The sequence below is a fragment of the Paenibacillus sp. FSL R5-0908 genome, assembly GCF_038006245.1.
Lineage (GTDB): Bacteria > Bacillota > Bacilli > Paenibacillales > Paenibacillaceae > Paenibacillus_AQ > Paenibacillus_AQ odorifer.
This window is the reverse complement of the sequence record NZ_JBBOUV010000001.1, coordinates 6,236,292-6,252,505: the sequence shown is the minus strand read 5'-3', so window position 1 is coordinate 6,252,505 and position 16,214 is coordinate 6,236,292. Positions and strand designations below refer to the sequence as shown.

General features: G+C 44.9%; 17 protein-coding genes and 1 other annotated feature. Of the genes, 7 read left to right on the top strand and 10 right to left on the bottom strand.

The window, feature by feature from the left end:
* Positions 1-394 precede the first annotated feature (394 nt).
* The 4 genes from MKZ09_RS28350 to ylbJ form a co-directional block, all read right to left on the bottom strand.
* A complete protein-coding gene (locus MKZ09_RS28350; protein ID WP_076134173.1) occupies positions 395-1,834 on the bottom strand; it encodes a S41 family peptidase in 1,440 nt (479 codons plus the stop codon).
* An 81-nt stretch (positions 1,835-1,915) separates the two neighbouring features.
* On the bottom strand, positions 1,916-3,100 hold the full coding sequence (locus tag MKZ09_RS28345) for a copper amine oxidase N-terminal domain-containing protein (protein WP_076134174.1): 1,185 nt from the start codon (positions 3,098-3,100) through the stop codon (positions 1,916-1,918).
* Between the two features lie 146 nt (positions 3,101-3,246).
* The gene (locus MKZ09_RS28340; RefSeq protein WP_036685317.1) at positions 3,247-4,050 is read right to left on the bottom strand and encodes an NAD kinase; all 804 of its coding nucleotides are present in this window, start codon (positions 4,048-4,050) and stop codon (positions 3,247-3,249) included.
* Between the two features lie 74 nt (positions 4,051-4,124).
* Entirely contained in the window at positions 4,125-5,387 is a 1,263-nt protein-coding gene (gene ylbJ, locus MKZ09_RS28335) for a sporulation integral membrane protein YlbJ (RefSeq protein WP_076134175.1), read from the bottom strand.
* 412 nt (positions 5,388-5,799) lie between these two features.
* On the opposite strand from ylbJ, the gene MKZ09_RS28330 reads away from it, so the two are divergent.
* Together MKZ09_RS28330 and MKZ09_RS28325 are read left to right on the top strand one after the other, a co-directional pair.
* Complete coding sequence (locus tag MKZ09_RS28330; protein ID WP_076134176.1) at positions 5,800-6,183, top strand: globin domain-containing protein; 384 nt, start codon at positions 5,800-5,802, stop codon at positions 6,181-6,183.
* Positions 6,184-6,219: 36 nt separating this feature from the next.
* Complete coding sequence (locus tag MKZ09_RS28325; RefSeq protein ID WP_076134177.1) at positions 6,220-6,936, top strand: DUF2225 domain-containing protein; 717 nt, start codon at positions 6,220-6,222, stop codon at positions 6,934-6,936.
* A 78-nt stretch (positions 6,937-7,014) separates the two neighbouring features.
* Here MKZ09_RS28325 and MKZ09_RS28320 read toward each other — a convergent pair whose 3' ends face one another.
* Positions 7,015-7,245 (bottom strand): hypothetical protein, encoded by a 231-nt coding sequence (locus tag MKZ09_RS28320; RefSeq protein WP_036685307.1) that lies wholly within the window; start codon positions 7,243-7,245, stop codon positions 7,015-7,017.
* Positions 7,242-7,433: a YycC family protein gene (locus MKZ09_RS28315; RefSeq protein WP_076105309.1), complete on the bottom strand. Its 192-nt coding sequence runs from the start codon at positions 7,431-7,433 to the stop codon at positions 7,242-7,244. Before MKZ09_RS28315 ends, MKZ09_RS28320 begins: the two co-directional genes overlap by 4 nt.
* Before the next feature lie 118 nt (positions 7,434-7,551).
* On the opposite strand from MKZ09_RS28315, the gene MKZ09_RS28310 reads away from it, so the two are divergent.
* Together MKZ09_RS28310 and MKZ09_RS28305 are read left to right on the top strand one after the other, a co-directional pair.
* Entirely contained in the window at positions 7,552-9,351 is a 1,800-nt protein-coding gene (locus MKZ09_RS28310; RefSeq protein ID WP_076134178.1) for a M3 family oligoendopeptidase, read from the top strand.
* 362 nt (positions 9,352-9,713) lie between these two features.
* Positions 9,714-10,124, top strand: a complete 411-nt coding sequence (locus tag MKZ09_RS28305; protein ID WP_036685297.1) for a hypothetical protein — start codon at positions 9,714-9,716, stop codon at positions 10,122-10,124.
* Between the two features lie 153 nt (positions 10,125-10,277).
* Here the strand turns inward: MKZ09_RS28305 and MKZ09_RS28300 are convergent, their stop codons facing one another.
* The gene (locus MKZ09_RS28300; RefSeq protein WP_036685295.1) at positions 10,278-10,508 is read right to left on the bottom strand and encodes an alpha/beta-type small acid-soluble spore protein; all 231 of its coding nucleotides are present in this window, start codon (positions 10,506-10,508) and stop codon (positions 10,278-10,280) included.
* A 200-nt stretch (positions 10,509-10,708) separates the two neighbouring features.
* Positions 10,709-11,683: an aldose 1-epimerase gene (locus MKZ09_RS28295; protein ID WP_036685293.1), complete on the bottom strand. Its 975-nt coding sequence runs from the start codon at positions 11,681-11,683 to the stop codon at positions 10,709-10,711.
* 134 nt (positions 11,684-11,817) lie between these two features.
* Positions 11,818-12,057, top strand: a binding site (T-box leader).
* A 63-nt stretch (positions 12,058-12,120) separates the two neighbouring features.
* Here MKZ09_RS28295 and trpS point away from each other — a divergent pair.
* Positions 12,121-13,107 (top strand): tryptophan--tRNA ligase, encoded by a 987-nt coding sequence (gene trpS, locus MKZ09_RS28290; protein ID WP_036685592.1) that lies wholly within the window; start codon positions 12,121-12,123, stop codon positions 13,105-13,107.
* A 1-nt stretch (position 13,108) separates the two neighbouring features.
* Here the strand turns inward: trpS and MKZ09_RS28285 are convergent, their stop codons facing one another.
* Positions 13,109-13,297: a hypothetical protein gene (locus tag MKZ09_RS28285; protein WP_076134180.1), complete on the bottom strand. Its 189-nt coding sequence runs from the start codon at positions 13,295-13,297 to the stop codon at positions 13,109-13,111.
* Positions 13,298-13,402: 105 nt separating this feature from the next.
* Positions 13,403-14,404, bottom strand: a complete 1,002-nt coding sequence (locus tag MKZ09_RS28280) for a metal-dependent hydrolase (protein WP_036685288.1) — start codon at positions 14,402-14,404, stop codon at positions 13,403-13,405.
* 232 nt (positions 14,405-14,636) lie between these two features.
* Here MKZ09_RS28280 and cyoE point away from each other — a divergent pair, with 232 nt between their 5' ends.
* Together cyoE and MKZ09_RS28270 are read left to right on the top strand one after the other, a co-directional pair.
* A complete protein-coding gene (gene cyoE / locus MKZ09_RS28275) occupies positions 14,637-15,569 on the top strand; it encodes a heme o synthase (RefSeq protein ID WP_036685285.1) in 933 nt (310 codons plus the stop codon).
* 23 nt (positions 15,570-15,592) lie between these two features.
* Positions 15,593-16,210, top strand: coding sequence for an SCO family protein (locus MKZ09_RS28270; protein ID WP_111506403.1), 618 nt, complete (start codon positions 15,593-15,595; stop codon positions 16,208-16,210).
* Positions 16,211-16,214: the final 4 nt, after the last annotated feature.

The following is a 16,214-nucleotide window of genomic DNA, read 5'->3' as shown; positions in this document are numbered from 1 at the left end:
GCTAATCTGTGCTGTTAATCGTTGGCTACTTGACGCAGCAGTTTCATCATCTCCTGAGGCTTAAGGACCCAGATGCCGTTATTTGCGAATTTTCAGCCTTTTGAGCGGGGTTTCGGACTCCAATGGTGCTATTCGTTAGAAAGAGGCATAATTAGGGTGTTTTTCATACCTATAGCGACTATGGAGTCCGATAGCACCACAAATATGGATTAATTTTGCGTTTAGGGTCATCCATGTCCGATAGGTGCTACAGATGTTTCGTAGGTACAAATATTATCAAACTAAACAAAGAACAGGAGTTGTCCCAACGGCCATTTCATGGCTTATGTGACAACTCCTGTTTTTACTCATTGTTGCTTGATTCAGCAGCTTAATGATTAGTGAGATTAAGGATCTATTTTACAGATAATTTCAATTGTTTCTGTGTTGCATTGTAACTCCATACAAGCGCTGGGAACTTCTTCTTAAAGGCATTTAATTCAATGAAGGTCTCGCCGTTCTGAGAAAGCGCCTCTTTGGAGGACAACGTAAAGCCGGTCGCTTTACCTGCCCCGTTCGTTACGATGACTTTTTTGTTCTTGGCATCCCATGTGATGTCGCCTTCGATCAGTGCACCTAGTACGAGCGAAGAAGCATAAGTCTTATCTCCTTGCTTTATTAGACCCACATTACCAGCAAAGGCAACCCCGTTGACGTTCAAGATATGATGATCACCGGAAATCTCAATGCTTTTCATTCCTGCAATCTGAAGAGCGGTAATCAGTTGTGCAGTTTTGCCTTTAACCTCAATATCCGGTGCAAGCCCGATGTGATTAAAGTCTTCTTTATTTGGAGTTAGGTATTTCTGCGTAGTCAGCTTCAGCATGTCTCCATTAGACATTGGAAGCAGGCTCTGAATACGTGCTTTACCGAAAGAACGAGTGCCTACGACGGTAGCGAGCTTATTGTCACGTAATGCGCCAGTAAGCGCCTCAGAGGCGCTGGCAGTATACTCATTCGTTAGAATAACGACGGGTACGCCTATTTTGCTGCCGCTGGTAATCGTTACTGGAGTAAGTGCTCCGGTTTGATCAGAGGTATACATCATAATGCCTTTATCCATAAAATTGGAGGTAATGTTGTATGCCGAATCCATATAGCCGCCTAAGTTGTCACGCAAATCAAGCACCATCGATTTCATACCTGCTGCGCGCATCTTTTTCAGCATAGCGGCAAATTCTTCATCGGAATTCTGTGTGAAACCGCTCAGTGTGATGTAGGCTATTTTCTGTCCAACAATAGTTCCGGTAACAGAAGTAGAGCTAATTTCATTCCGGGTTACACGAAATGATTTAGTCACTCCATTCCGGAGGACCTGCAGAGTGACCTTGGTGCCTGCGGCTCCGCTTAACTCGTCACCTTCAGTCTCTTCAACGGGGATTCCGTTAATTTTGACTATCGTATCGCCGCGTTTCAGACCTGCTTGTTCTGCAGGCGAACCGGGTGTTATGTCTTCGATGTAAAGTTCTGTTGCAGTATATTGCAATCTAACACCGATACCAACGTATTCCAGATCAACATCATGTTCAAATTGTGCCGCTTCCTCGGTATTGAAGTATTGGCTATAGGGATCATCCAAGGTGTTCACCATGCCGTCAATGGCTCCACGAATCAAGGTATCCTTATCTACACCGGAGAGGTTATAGTTCTCCAGAATATTCATGACTTCATTGATAAGATCACGGTTATCTGTAGATGCCTGAGCGGCATCGGCAGCAGAAACCACTGGAGCAAAGGTTAGGGATAAAGCCAGACAGCTGCCTAAAAGTGCACTTATTACTTTATTGGATTTCATGGAATCATACGCCCTTTTTATATAATTTATAAGATAAGAAAGTATACACTGCACGAATTAACTTTCTGTGACGTATGGTTATTAGGATTTCACGAGTTTATAGTAAACGCTGTAGGTGTTATCAGTAGTCCATACCCCGCTATCTGACTTGGATAAAATGAAGATCGTGCCTTGCTCAAAAGTTTCCTCTTCACTGGCATCCTTCTCTTTGCTTTCTACATAAATAGCTGCTTCTTTCGCGCTAAAATAGTAGATATTCGACACGCTTGGAGTATAAGTGACGTCATATGAAGTAAAGAAATCTTCCAGATCTTCCTTAAGGGAGGTATCATATTCTTCTCCGTATGAAGTCATGGTGGAAAGAACAGCGGCCGAATTTTGTTCATTCATAGCTTGATAATATTTGGTGATATTCCCTTTGATGGCATCCGCATCATTTTGAGGAATGTTAGCTGCTGTTTTTAGAGCTTGTTCACGAGTCAGCAGTATCACGGAGCTTTGGGATTCCACAGATGATATTTTCCAGCTTCCATTTTTGCGGACAAGTGTATACATGTATTCGTCCTCTGTATCTGGCGTATAGGCTCCACCTGTCCGGCGAGAGCTTTCCAGTGTATAGACAGTAGCGTCATTGCCTGAAATATCAATGATTTCCAAACTCTCAATAGTATTTTTTATGTCAAAAATCTCAAAGGAGGCATTAAGATCCGCCACTGACTCCGCATTTGAGGATTCTGAATCCATAAGGGAATAGAAGCTAATCGCTTTTTCTTCATTGAAATACTTATTTGACAAACGGATTAATGCTGTAATCGCTGCTTCGTCCTTATCTTTGGATACTGGGGTGGTAATTTGCACGCTTCTGCTGGTTGAATTCCAGACGGCTGTGCCTCCGGTTGCCTCTGCGATAAAACGTAAAGGAATGTATGTAGTGCCAGCTGAGGAGACTGGTGCGGTGGTCAGTTTTTTCACGGTTCCGTTAACGGTTGCGCGGTTGCTGCCAATTTTTAGGCTGATCGCCAGATTTGAACTTTTACCTGTTACTGTTCCAGTCTTGGCATCCCAAAGCACCTGCAGTCCAAGCTTTTCGAAGATGACCCGGAAAGGGACAAGTACAGAATTGTTCGCTAAGTATGGGGTTCCTGCGGTAAAGGAAACCTTACTGCCGTTGATATAAACATCAATCGGTTTTGAAGCAGCAAAAGCCGGGACCGCCAGTATCAGGGCCAGAAGACTTATGCTCAAGAGGGATAATAATTTTTTCAACAGTACTCTCTCCTTTTATGTAACTCTTTGTAAAATAGCCTCATTATACCATTTGATTTCTCTCTATGTCTATCAATTGGTGTTAGTTTTGTCACACCAAAAAGAGCCGGAGATATTGAAATCTCCAGCTTTTTGATCCCCTGATCTCAGACTAAGAAAGCTTCACGGACACGGTTCCAGAACGGAAACGGACGATACCTTGCGAAGCTGACTTTTTTGTCTGAAACTTGACAGCGTACTGAAATCAGGTCATCAACAGGAATGTTGTTATGATCTACGGTGAGCAGCAAACGCTGGTCTTTACATGAAAAAATGTCACAATGATGATGCTTCGGCAGTAGTAGCGGCGAGCCCATTGTCCGGAATACACGGTTGTTAATAGACGCGATTTCGGCAATCTGCAGCGCTTCTATTGAAGGGTGAACCATAGCGCCCCCAAGACTTTTGTTATAAGCGGTGCTGCCAGAGGGAGTTGAAATGCAAAGTCCATCGCCCCGGAACATTTCGAAGGTGACATCATTGATGTCGATTTGGATCATTATAGTTCCATCCACGCCTTTAAGGGTAAATTCGTTGAGGGCAATGTGAGACGAAGATCCCGATTTTTTGTGAATCTCCAGCTCTATTAATGGATATTTCACAATGCGCGGTTTCTGCGGCTCAGAATCACCGGTTCCGCACATATAATCGATTAAGGTGGGCAGCTCTTCTGCTTGCCAGTCCGCATAGAAGCCGAGGTGTCCTGTGTGCACACCTACAAAGGCTAAGTTGGGAATCTGATCGATAAAGGTATGAAAAGCGTGCAGCATTGTGCCGTCTCCACCTATCGAGATGACGATTTCCGGAGACTCGGCATCCAGTTGCAAATCCCGCTCCGCCGCCAGCTTGTGAAATTGCTCGGCAAGTTTGATTGACAGCTCATCACCGCGGTCCAGAACATAATATCTCAAGATGTACAAGCTCCTTTATATAATTCCGTCATACACCGATCATAATCAATCTTGCCCCGGAACACAATATGTAATCAACTTCGGCGCATCAATCGGAGCATTGCCATAAAGGCAGGGATAAGCAGTGACACTAGAAGAGCAGCAGCCAGTATAAGACTCAGTAGAGCTAGGCTGGCAGTGACACCTGAGGCTGAAGGTGTAAAGGCAGTGGAGGCTGGCAGTGAGACCCAGGCAGAAGACAATCCTGATCCCATCACAGGCTTCCATAGCAGCACCACGAGACCTGCTGCGAGTACGGCATGTATCAGTCTCGCAGTTAAGAACGGCAGATAACGCAGCCCGGTACCGTTCAAAATACTTGCGACTTGGGCATGTACAGATAATCCGCCCCAAGAGAGAATAAAGGCAGCTGCTGCGACCTTGAATTGAAGGGGGATGGAAGAAGCGGCTTCACCAGCAGAACGGGCACCTATGGTGACCTCAAACAATCCGCTGATCAAGGCCTGAGCTAATTCGGGAGGCCCTCCAACAAGGGAGACGAGAGATCCGGCCAGGCTAAATAGTGAGGGCAGGATTCCGGCACGGGCAAGCAGCTCCATTAGCACGTTGAAGAATACAACCAGACCCCCTACGACAATAATAAGCTGTAGCGAGGATTGGATCGCTCCTTTTAACAGCTCCCCGAAGCTCCGTCCATCCTTGCGCCGGGCTTCGGACATCGCAAGGAGTGCGGCATGTATTCTGCCGAATCCTTGTTTTGCTGGAGCAGAGGGGGCGTCAGAACTACTTTTTTCTGGGTCTTGGGTGGGAGTCTTTTGTTCCTTGCGTCCATGAAATGACATTAGGAGACCAACCATTAAGCCACTTCCGTAGTGGGCCAGTGCCAATATTAGCCCCAAAGAAGCATCGCGAAAAAACCCAACGGATACCGCCCCTAGTAGAAAAATAGGATCGGAGGAGGTTGTAAATGCTACAAGGCGTTCACCTTCGATTCTGCTAATCAGCTTCTGCTCCCGCAGCTTAGCGGTTAATTTGGCTCCGACGGGATATCCTGATACATATCCCATGGCCGCGACAAAACCACCGCTGCCTGGTATACCGAAGAGGGGACGCATCAGTGGATCAAGTAAAGCGCCGAAGAGATGGACAATGCCTAAGCCTAGCATGATTTCAGAAATGACGAAGAAGGGAAACAGTGAAGGGAAGAGCACGTCCCACCAGATGGCCAGGCCACGTAAAGCTGCGGCAAGAGATGCTTCAGGATGAAGTAACATAAGCAGCATACAACCAGCCAATATGAATCCCAGCAGCGGGCCGCCAATCTTTTTAAAAGTCATAATTAACGCCTCCTGGTCTATGGTTAGATGTATGCAAAAAGAGGGACAAACAGCACAAAAAAATGGAGAAAGCGGTTACAATTATCTGTGCTTTTTCGCAGGAATTATGATATTATGTAATAAATAAATGCACCCTCTGTTACACGATTAAATGGGATGGAGTGATGGCGATGAGCGTTATAGCCGGAGTTCTCGTTTGTGCTTTTGTATATGTAATCCGGGTCTCTCTCGTCCCTCCTGGTGATGAGGAATTTAGGACCTACTAACCTTACTCTTCAGGCGCTGAACTATAGTTTAGCGTCTTTTTTCTGTAGTTTAGAGAGCACTTTCGACGGATATCCGTGTTATGCTTATCTTTGGTATAATAAAATAAGTAACGTTTCATTAATATGGAAGAAGGCTGGTAACCTCAATGAATCCAAATGAGAGTATATATGACAATCTAGGGGGGGCTGAAGCACTACATCGGTTGGTGGAAGTGTTCTATGCCAAGGTACAGCTTCATCCGCAGCTGGGACCCTTGTTCCCTGAAGATATTACTCCAGTTCTGGAGAAGCAATATCAATTCCTGACACAGTTTTTTGGCGGGGGTCCACTTTATTCGGAATTACATGGACATCCCATGATGAGAGCAAGGCATATGCATATTCCTATTACTCCAGAACGTGCTGAGGAGTGGTTACAATGTATGAAAGAGGCACTGGTGGAGACTGGAGTCGAAGAACCACTGCGTTCATTCGTGCTTAGCCGCCTTGCAGGTCCTGCACATCATTTTGTTAACATGCCCCAGGAATAACAAGGGACAGGTTGATCCTGAAAGGAATGAGAGTACTTGACAGAGTTAATACCCCTATATTCTATTAAGGTCAAGTGTTGCAACTGTGAAAATGAATTTTCAACCTCGCGGGTACGTCCCAGTCTAAAAACGGCTATTCGACGTGATGCTGATTTCTGCGCGTATTATAAAAATGAGAATCCGGATTATTATGTTGTACGAGTCTGCCCCAATTGCGGATTTGCCTCCACAGAAAATTCGGCTGACAAGCTGACGGAACGTCAGCGCAAGGCATTTAATGAACAGGTAGGGAAACGCTGGAAGAGCCGGGACTTTGGAGAGAAACGAGACTGGGAAACTGCGCTCGAGACCTATAAACTGGCGCTTTTATGTGCTCAGAGTATTAACGATAAAGATCGGATTATCGCAAGTCTGCTGCATCATATTGCTTGGCTCTACCGCTATCAAGGGGAGACTGAGCAGGAGAAGCGTTTTTTACGCTATTCTTTGGACGAGTATGTTAAGGTCTATGAAATAGATGGCATTGCCGGCAATGATGCCCGGCTCATGTACCTGATCGGCGAACTTAATCGGCGGATCGGGGAATACTCAGTGGCTGTAATGTGGTTCTCCCGTCTGATTAATGATCAGAAGATCATGGATGCGGCGATGATTCGGGCGGCACGTGAGCAGTGGGTTATTTTACGGGAGCAAATGCGTGCTGAGGCTCTAGATGTTGAAGTTGATATCGAAGGCTTGTCTTCAAGTTCATAACGTTTGCGAACAACAAAAAGCGCAGAAGAGAATTAAATTCTCCTCTGCGCTTTGTAGAAAGAAAATGTTAGAATTTGCTTATCTGACAGCTCGATCGAACAAAAGGTAGTCGCCGTCATTATCTATAACTGTAGGACTGGCGCTGCAGCAGGGGAAGACGAGCAGTTTTTTCTTGCCGTCACGAACGATTTGTAATTCTTTTGGCTTCATAGGCAGAAGCACATTCTCTGAGTTACAGAATGGACAGTATTGCACATACATATCGCCTAGAATGATGTCATAAGGCCAGGTATGACTAAATGGAATCATTGTGAGTCCTTCCCAGAAGGAGTCTCTTCATTTTCGCCCTCAGTTTGTGGGGGATTTTGTTTTTTGGATAGCTCCGCTATTTTTTGTAGTAAAATATGTTGGGGCATATGCATCAAGTGTTCCAAAGGAACGCCTAGTTGCTTGGATAACGTAATGGCTGTTTCCGGTGAAATTTGTAGTGGCTTCATATGGATGCCCTCCTAAAGTTTATCGGCTATAAATGTTCAGATATCGTTATTCACTTTACCATGGTGTTAAGACAATTACAAAGAAAGTCAAATGAAAGCAAAGGAATGGTGAGTACACATGAAACAACCTTTATCACTGACTTGGGAACTCGATACTATTTTTCCGGGGGGTTCTTCGTCTGCAGAGTTAGAAGGGTTCTTGAGCAAGCTTGAAAAAGATATTTTATCCTTGCAAGGCTTTGTGAAGGATGCTGTGGCACCAACGGATGTTGCGTCTACAAAAGCATTGGATGAGGTTATAGCATTGCTTCAGAGCTGTTCAGGAAGACTTGTGGAGGTCACTTCCTTCGCAGACTGTCTAGGCGCTCAGAATCAGATGGACAAGGGAGCGGTAAGACTGGCGGCCAAAGTGACAAGCATGCGCGCCGGATTCGAAGGGATCAGCTCGCAATTTAGCAATGTACTTCGTCAGACTACGGACAAGGTTTGGGCAGAGTGGATGGCGCGTCCAGAGATAGCTCCTTTAACGTTCGTACTGAGCGAGAGCCGTGATTTGGCCCGTGAGAAGATGAGCCCTGAGCTGGAAAGCTTAGCGTTGGAATTAGCTGTTGACGGGTATCATGGATGGAGCGGGCATTATGATACAATTGTGAGCTCGATCAAGATCCCATTTGAGGATGAAGAGGGAACAAAGCTGCTATCTGCAGGTCAAGCTTTTAATAAGCTGGATGATCCAGATCCAAAAGTGCGTCAAGCGATGTTCCATAAATGGGAAGAGGCTTGGACTGAAGCGGCAGATAATTGCGCGGATACCTTAAATCACTTAGCAGGCTTCCGCCTGAAGCTCTATAAGGGCAGAGGCTGGGACGATGTTCTGAAAGATCCGCTCAGCATCAATCGTATGACACAGAACACCTTAAATACGATGTGGGACGTAATTACGAATAGCAAACCTGTGCTCGTGTCCTACCTTCAGCGTAAAGCCAAGCTACTGGGGCTGGATTCTCTCTCATGGGTCGATGTCGAAGCTCCTGTAGGCAAATCTTCCGGCAAGATCCCTTATGATCAAGCTGCGAAGGATATCGTCACACAGTTCCGTAAATTTAGTCCTAAGATGGCTGAGTTTGCAGAGCATGCCTTTGATAATAACTGGATCGAGGTTGAGGATCGTAATGGCAAACGTCCTGGTGGATTCTGTACTTCCTTCCCTGAGAGTAAAGAATCACGGATATTCATGACTTACAGCGGCACACCTTCCAATGTTTCAACATTGGCCCATGAGCTGGGACATGCTTATCATTCCTACCTGCTTGATGATCAACCTGTATTTAATCAGAATTATGCAATGAACGTTGCAGAGACCGCTTCAACCTTTGCAGAAGTGATTGTATCTGATGCTCAGGTTAAAGCTGCGGGCAATGCAGAGGAGAAGCTGGCACTGCTTGAAACGAAGATACAGAACAGTGTGGCATTCTTTATGAACATTCACGCTCGATTCTTGTTCGAGACTCGCTTTTATGAAAAACGTAAGGAAGGTCTTGTAAATGCTGAGGAACTGTCTGCTCTGATGGTGGAAGCACAGAAAGAAGCTTTCTGTGGTGTGCTTTCTGAATACCACCCTCATTTCTGGGCGTCGAAGCTGCATTTCTATATCACAGATGTACCTTTCTATAATTTCCCGTACACCGTTGGTTATATGTTTAGTACAGGCTTATATCGTCTGGCATTACAAGAGGGAGCTTCCTTTGCAGACAAATATGATAGCTTGTTGCAGGATACCGGCGTGATGACATTGGAGGATTTGGTGCTCAAACATTTGGGTGTGGATCTGACAAAGCCGGATTTCTGGCAAGGAGCTACAGATCTGATCGTGGCTGATATTAACGAGTTCTTGCAGATGACAGAGCATTTAGCGTGAAATGTCTAAAATAAGACAAATTTCAGGACGCAAAAAATAAGGCAATTTCAGTGTGAACACGCAAAGACCCCGGTTAAGGGGTCTTTTTTTAATGGTTAAATGTCGAAATCCCCCGGTTTATAAAAATTAATATACGAATGATCCATGAATTTTGCGCATTACTAGGGATAATAACCCAATTTTGTAGAATAATGTTGTTGGACGTATGTAAGGGGTCTATAATGAGCCTTGAGCCTTATAAAAGGCTTGCAAGGAAGACTAATGAGCTCAGCTCAAAAAGCTTAAGTAAGCGCTTACTAAGCCGATTTTGTACGAAGTAAACTCGAAGTAGCTAAGCTCACAAAACTTTTAGGAGGAAAGATATGCTTAAGACAGAACAGCTATCATTAGCAAGACAAATGGATTTGGTGTTTAGGGAACTGCAAGAGGAATTGTCAGGACTATCTTCCGGTACGGTATTTGTGCAAATACGCAATAATACCATTGGCAAATTCGGCATACGTCACCATCCTTTAGCCGGTCGGGGGGGTGGATTCACAGAAGTGAAGGAAGGAATAACGGAGAGCCAGCAGTCTTCTTTTCGTCTAATGGCACTGGAGAGTCTGAAATACAAACGCCGTTGGACTCATGGTGAGATCAGCTATGAGTTCGCTATAAGACAGGGCAAGCTAATTGTAGATGCTACGCTGGAGTCTAATTATAATATGGCGAATCTGATGATTCGATCTCCCCGTAATGCTTACGCCGAGAGTGCTGATCAATTTTTAAGTTAAACGTTTTACATAAAAATTGCTTGCAGCTGGGACTATAGGCTATAAATTAGAAAAACCCCCCACAACTTCTAGAAGAAGTGTGAGAGGTTTGAAAGCTAGTCGGCAATAGGCTTTTTAAGACCTTCGCCGGATAAAACACTTAAGATAACGATGTTACTGACGACCGGACAGTTGTTGTTCTGCCAGTTGTACTAGACGTTTAGTGATGTAACCTCCCAAAGAACCAGTTTCGCGGGAAGTGTAGTTCCCGTAATAACCGTCAGCTGGGATCGTTACTCCAAGCTCTTGTGCTGCTTCATATTTCAATTGTTGCAACGCTGCATTTGCTTGAGGAACTACAAGGTTATTGGAACGGCTGCTACGACCTTGACCTGCTTGACCCATGTGTGTCACCTCCTTCGCCCGTTGTGAAGATAGTATGAGCGCTAAGAGGCTAATTCATGCATGCTATCGAAAGGTTTTAAGGATGGTAATTATTAGTCGATTAAAAGTAAGGGTAGAAAGCCCAAATAACTAAGCTCGCACAAAAAATCGGCCTTCTCTTACGTAAACGCAAGGGAAGACCGATATAATGTATATCTGCTTTAATTCTCGGGATAGATCATTTCCAGCATAGTGGAAAGCTCAAGACTTTGACCTGGTTCTACCTTCAGCAAGCCCGTGAAGGAAGGGTCATCGGAAACGTTAGGAGCATCCGGAAGCCAGGTGTAAGGTTCGATGCACAGAAATTGATCGGCCGGCCCTTTGGTATACAGGACCCAGTGGCGGAAATGATTCTCGTCAGCTGTATAACGAAGACCATAACCATCATCGCGTAATAACAATGCTTCTACGGGCTGCTTGTCACCAATACGCAGAGCAGTATCAAAATTAGTTCCCTGGAGGTTGATTCCAGAATTTAGAGAATCTAGATCACCAAGTGGAATTAGATTGCCACTAGGGAGCAATTCATCGTTTAGTTCATAAATGCTGTTTACGGGCAGCTTGAGATTCCAGCGTTCAGGTTCTCCATCGATCATAAACCAGGTGTGATAACCGATCCCAAAGGGAATACGATGATCGCCGAGATTTGTAACCTTTAAAGTCTGGCTGAGCCGGGAATCCTGAAGCCTGAATGTCATTTCGAATTTGAGTGGAATGGGAAATTGCTCCATCCAGTGCGGATCATCTTCAGTAAGGAATTCAGTAGTGACTGCACAACCGTCCTCGTCTTCTTCAATATCGCTGACACACCAGGATTGAGTCCGGTGTAGGCCATGGATATGATTGTCACCTGCGGTATTCTGGTCAAATTGATAACTTGTACCCTCGAATTGAAATTTTCCTTTACGAATTCTTCCGGGTGGAATTAAGAGCGGGATGCCAAAATGGTAAGGTTTTTGCATAAAGAAAGCTTGATCGCTTTCATCAGGCCGCCGCAGAATTTCCCGTTGTTCCTTTACATCAAACAATGAAATCACGTTGTTTCCTAGTCGCGGCAAAAGCGTGACTTCCAGTTCGCGGCTGTGCAAAATATAAGTATCATAACCGCCCCACTGCCCTTTGGTCACCTGTTTCATGAGATATGCTCCTTTATCGTAACTGTAATCGAATAGAACATGGATAACCTTATCATAACAGATTTATGCGGAAGTGGTTAAGTGATTTGACAACTTCTCTTTATGGTTCTATGATGAAGGCATTAAATTATGATGAGAATGTGATGACGGGGACAAGTAGACAGGAAATGCACCTTCAGAAAGCCGGTGGTTGATGCGAACCGGTAGGACACTCCTGATGAATGGACCCCTGAGCGCCGCGCTTGAACGGGAGCAAGATGCCCTAGTAGACCGGCCGGATCTTCCCCGTTAACGGAAGACTAAGGCTGTTTCCTTTTGACTATACAAAGGTTAAGCAGCGAATAAGGGTGGCACCACGGTCTCACGTCCCTTGCGGATGAGGCTTTTTTTGCGTTCTCGGAAATCGGAAATTACATCTAACGGAGGTCTATATTATGTTGAAAAAAGTAATGTCAGGCATACAGCCGAGCGGTTCTCTAACTTTGGGTAACTATATTGGAGCACTGAAAAATTTTGTGAAGCTGCAAGACGATCATCAATGTTTCTTTATGGTTGTCGATATGCATGCGATCACCGTTGCTCAAGATCCTGCGGCACTGCGTGAGCAGTCTGAAGCTGTAGCTGCACTCTTTATCGCGGCAGGAATTGATCCTGTGCGTTCGAATGTATATATGCAGTCCCATGTGCCTCAGCATGCGGAATTGGGCTGGATCATGACTACGCTAACGGCAATGGGCGAGCTTGAGCGTATGACACAGTTCAAAGATAAATCATCAGGTAAGGATTCGGTTGGCGCGGGCCTATTCGTATATCCTTCTTTAATGGCAGCAGATATTCTTGTTTATAATGCGGATCTTGTGCCAGTAGGTGAAGATCAGAAGCAGCACTTGGAGTTGACACGTGATTTAGCTGGCCGTTTCAATAACCGTTTTGGCGAATTCTTTACGATTCCTGAACCGTATATCCCTGAAGTGGGCGCACGCATTATGTCTCTGGATGATGGCACTAAAAAAATGAGCAAGAGCAGCCCGAATGCAGGCAGCTATATTGCCTTGTTGGATTCGCCGGATGTGATCCGTAAAAAAATCAGCCGCGCAACGACTGATTCTGGACGTGAAGTGATCTTTGATCCGGCTAACAAGCCAGAGATTAGTAACTTGATGAGTATTTACTCGGAATGTTCTGGAATGTCCCTTCAGCAAATTGCCGATCGTTATGAGGGACAAATGTATGGTGGCTTTAAGAAGGATCTTGGGGAAGTGGTTGTATCCACACTTGAGCCTTTGCAACAAAGATATCATGAAATTCGCAGTTCAGGTGCGATCACTGATATTCTTGCCGAAGGTGCTGAACGTGCGCGTATTGTTGCAGCTGAGACATTGAATGGCGTAAAAGAGCGAATGGGCTTTCTGCCAGCTCGTTAATCTAATCAGAGCTTAAGCTTTCCTGTTTGCGTCTAATTCTGGCTTTGAGGATAAATCCCCAGCCAATATTCAATACGCAGAGAAAACCAAGCAGAAGTGCCAGCCAGAAGCTATAGCTGATCGCGATTGAAGCGGCAGTGAGAATAAGAATAGAAGAACAAGCGAACCAAAGTGAGAGTCCTTTACTCATTAAGAGCCTTCCTTTCCGTGTCTGCTAAAATGAATCCCGGAGTATTATAAAATACTCCGGGATTTTTTGTGATTATAGAATAGATCTCTCAGTAAGTCTACAGTTTCATCGTAAAGAACCAGGGTCGATGGAAAATCGTTTGTCGAGCTTATCACTGCTAAGCCAGCCTACATAAGTATTTAAAGGTTTATATTGGTTATCCATAACTAATACAGCCACAAAAGGGTATTGTTTGCGGTGTAAATAACGAACGTCTCCCCAGCGCACCATATATCCTGAAGGAAGCTCCTCCACTTCGGCAACCGCATAAGAGGTGAAATATAGAAAGGACTGAATATCTGGGTGCGACTTGGATATTTCCACAGCCGGATGATTCGAGCAGACCGCATGTTTGAACCATTCCAGACGGTTGTTCAGTAGCTGCCCAACGTCATAGCTGCCGTCTTTTTTCACTTTAACTACGTTCCAGCGTTTAAGTGAAATTGTAGGGATTACAATATAACGTTCGCCAGCATTATGGTGTATATCTTTAAGCTTGATGTTTCGTGTAAGGCGGGCATGAACAATCGTTCTCCAAATATAATAAAGAATGGTACAGGCGTAAAGCGTAATAAATAAAGGTTTGGGCGGCACAATCCCAGTGATCCAGAGTAGAATAGCTGCGATATGGCTGCCAAAAATAAATGGATCGAAAATGTGGATGATATTCCAGGCAATCCATTTCTCGGTAAATGGACGGGCGGCCTGGGTTCCATAGGTGTTAAACAGATCAGAGAAGACATGCACACCTACGCCTATGAAACCCCAGAGTGCAACATGGCTTAAAGCCGCCAAATCAGTAAATCCAAACAGAGGCCCTAAGACTAGGGCAATCAGAGCGGGCCACAAAATTAGAAAAGGTAAGGAGTGTGTGATTCCCCGGTGATTACGAATATATATTGCATTGTCCTTTAGTCTTAATGCGGTATCGGCATCAGGAGCCTGTGAGCCTAAAATCGTAGCCAGCATAACGGCCCCGGCCAGTTTAGGGTCAGAAGCAACGACAGGATCTACGAATGAAAGTCCGGCTAGCCCTATGCCCATAACTAAATGTGTAGCGGTGTCCATTGGTCAGTTCTCCTTTGTTGTTCGGAAGTACATTATTAATAATTACCCAAATACAGCTTAGGTTATTAACGGGCTGAAAATAAATATTGTCACGTAATTGTCAAATTCATGAACATACTGTGCCATGACTGTCAAAGTCTCCTCGGGTTTGATATGATAAAGTTAACAGCGAAGTCTATTTAGTGCTTCGGCTAGAACGTTAGAAGTTCGTTTAGAAGGAGGATCATTTGGTGTGGATAATCATATAACATTTCAAGCTTCTTCCGATTCTGCAGCTATGTCTGCAAAATCTCCACCGGAAGGTGCAAGTTGGCGTGATTTCATTACCGTAACAAAACCCGGTATTATCCGATCTAACCTCATCGCTGCCTTTGCAGGATATTGGCTGGCTTCAGGTTGGGATGTTCAATACGGCAGATTAGTTCTGACTCTGCTCGGTACAATGCTGGTTATGGCTTCGGCCTGTGTTTTTAATAACTATTTCGACCGTGACCTGGACATGAAGATGGAAAGAACGCGCGATCGGGGGCTTCCTACAGGACGACTGAAACCCAAAACCGTATTGCTGTATGCTATTGGGCTTGGAATTGCGGGCTTGATTGTGCTGTTTGCTTTTTCCGGAGTTTTAGCCGGTCTGTTCGGGATTGTAGGGATGTTCGTTTACGTTGTAGTATACACCCTTTGGTTGAAACGGACATCAACATGGAGCACTTCAGTAGGTGCGATCTCTGGAGCTATGCCACCGGTAATTGGCTACGTTGCAGTTACGGGAACAGTTGATCTAGGGGCTTGGTTGATGTTTGCGATGTTGTTTCTGTGGCAACCTCCCCATTTCTGGGCGCTCGGGATTAGACGTAAAGAAGAATATAGAGCCGCTGGATTTCCGCTGCTGCCTGTAGTCAAAGGAACACGTCGTACGAAGTTTCAAATGATTCCTTATGTAGCACTGTTGCTGCCTATTCCAGTGTTAATGTACGCCTACGACTATGCGGGTATTTTTTATCTGGTGATTTCAACAGCGCTGTCCCTGGCCTGGTTAATCATAACCTTGATGGGCTTTGCAGCAAAAGATGACGAAGTCTGGGCGAAGAAGAACTTCCTCTTCTCCATTAACTACCTAACGGTAAGTTTGATCGTACTTGTATTGAATACGATTCACGGTTAAGAAGAGGGAGGGTATTATTGTCCGTGCAGACCTTTAAGCGTTATAAATGGACCTGGATTCTACTATTGCTTGCTTTGGTAATGGCTGGTTATCTGGCAGTTAATTCTTTGAATTTAGGAAAAGAAAAACTGCCAGTAATCGGAGAAGTGCAGGACTTTTCACTTGAAAATGTGGATGGAGACCAGATTACTCTGGCTGATACACAAGGTAAGGCACGGCTGGTATACTTTTTTTTCACGCAATGTCCGGATGTATGTCCTATAACTACGTTCCTGTTATCTCAGACGCAGAAAATTCTGGTCGACGATGGCAGCTTTGGAAAAGATACGGCGTTCGTCTCCATTTCTTTTGATCCAGAGAATGATACGCGCGAAGCCATTAAAGGCTTTGCGGACCGTTTCCAGGCAGATTATAAGGGTTGGTACTTCTTACGGGGGGATCAGGAAGTGATTCGTAAGCTGGCAACTGATTCTTTTAAAGTACTAATTGCAGGGAATAGTAAAGAAAATTTCGTACATGCCAATCGCATAGCCTTGGTTGATCGGGACAATCGTCTCCGTGCATTGTATGACGCAGGGGATACGGATAACATAACGCCTGAATTTCTTGCCGATAGGCTGAATGAATTGGCTCGTGAATAGCATA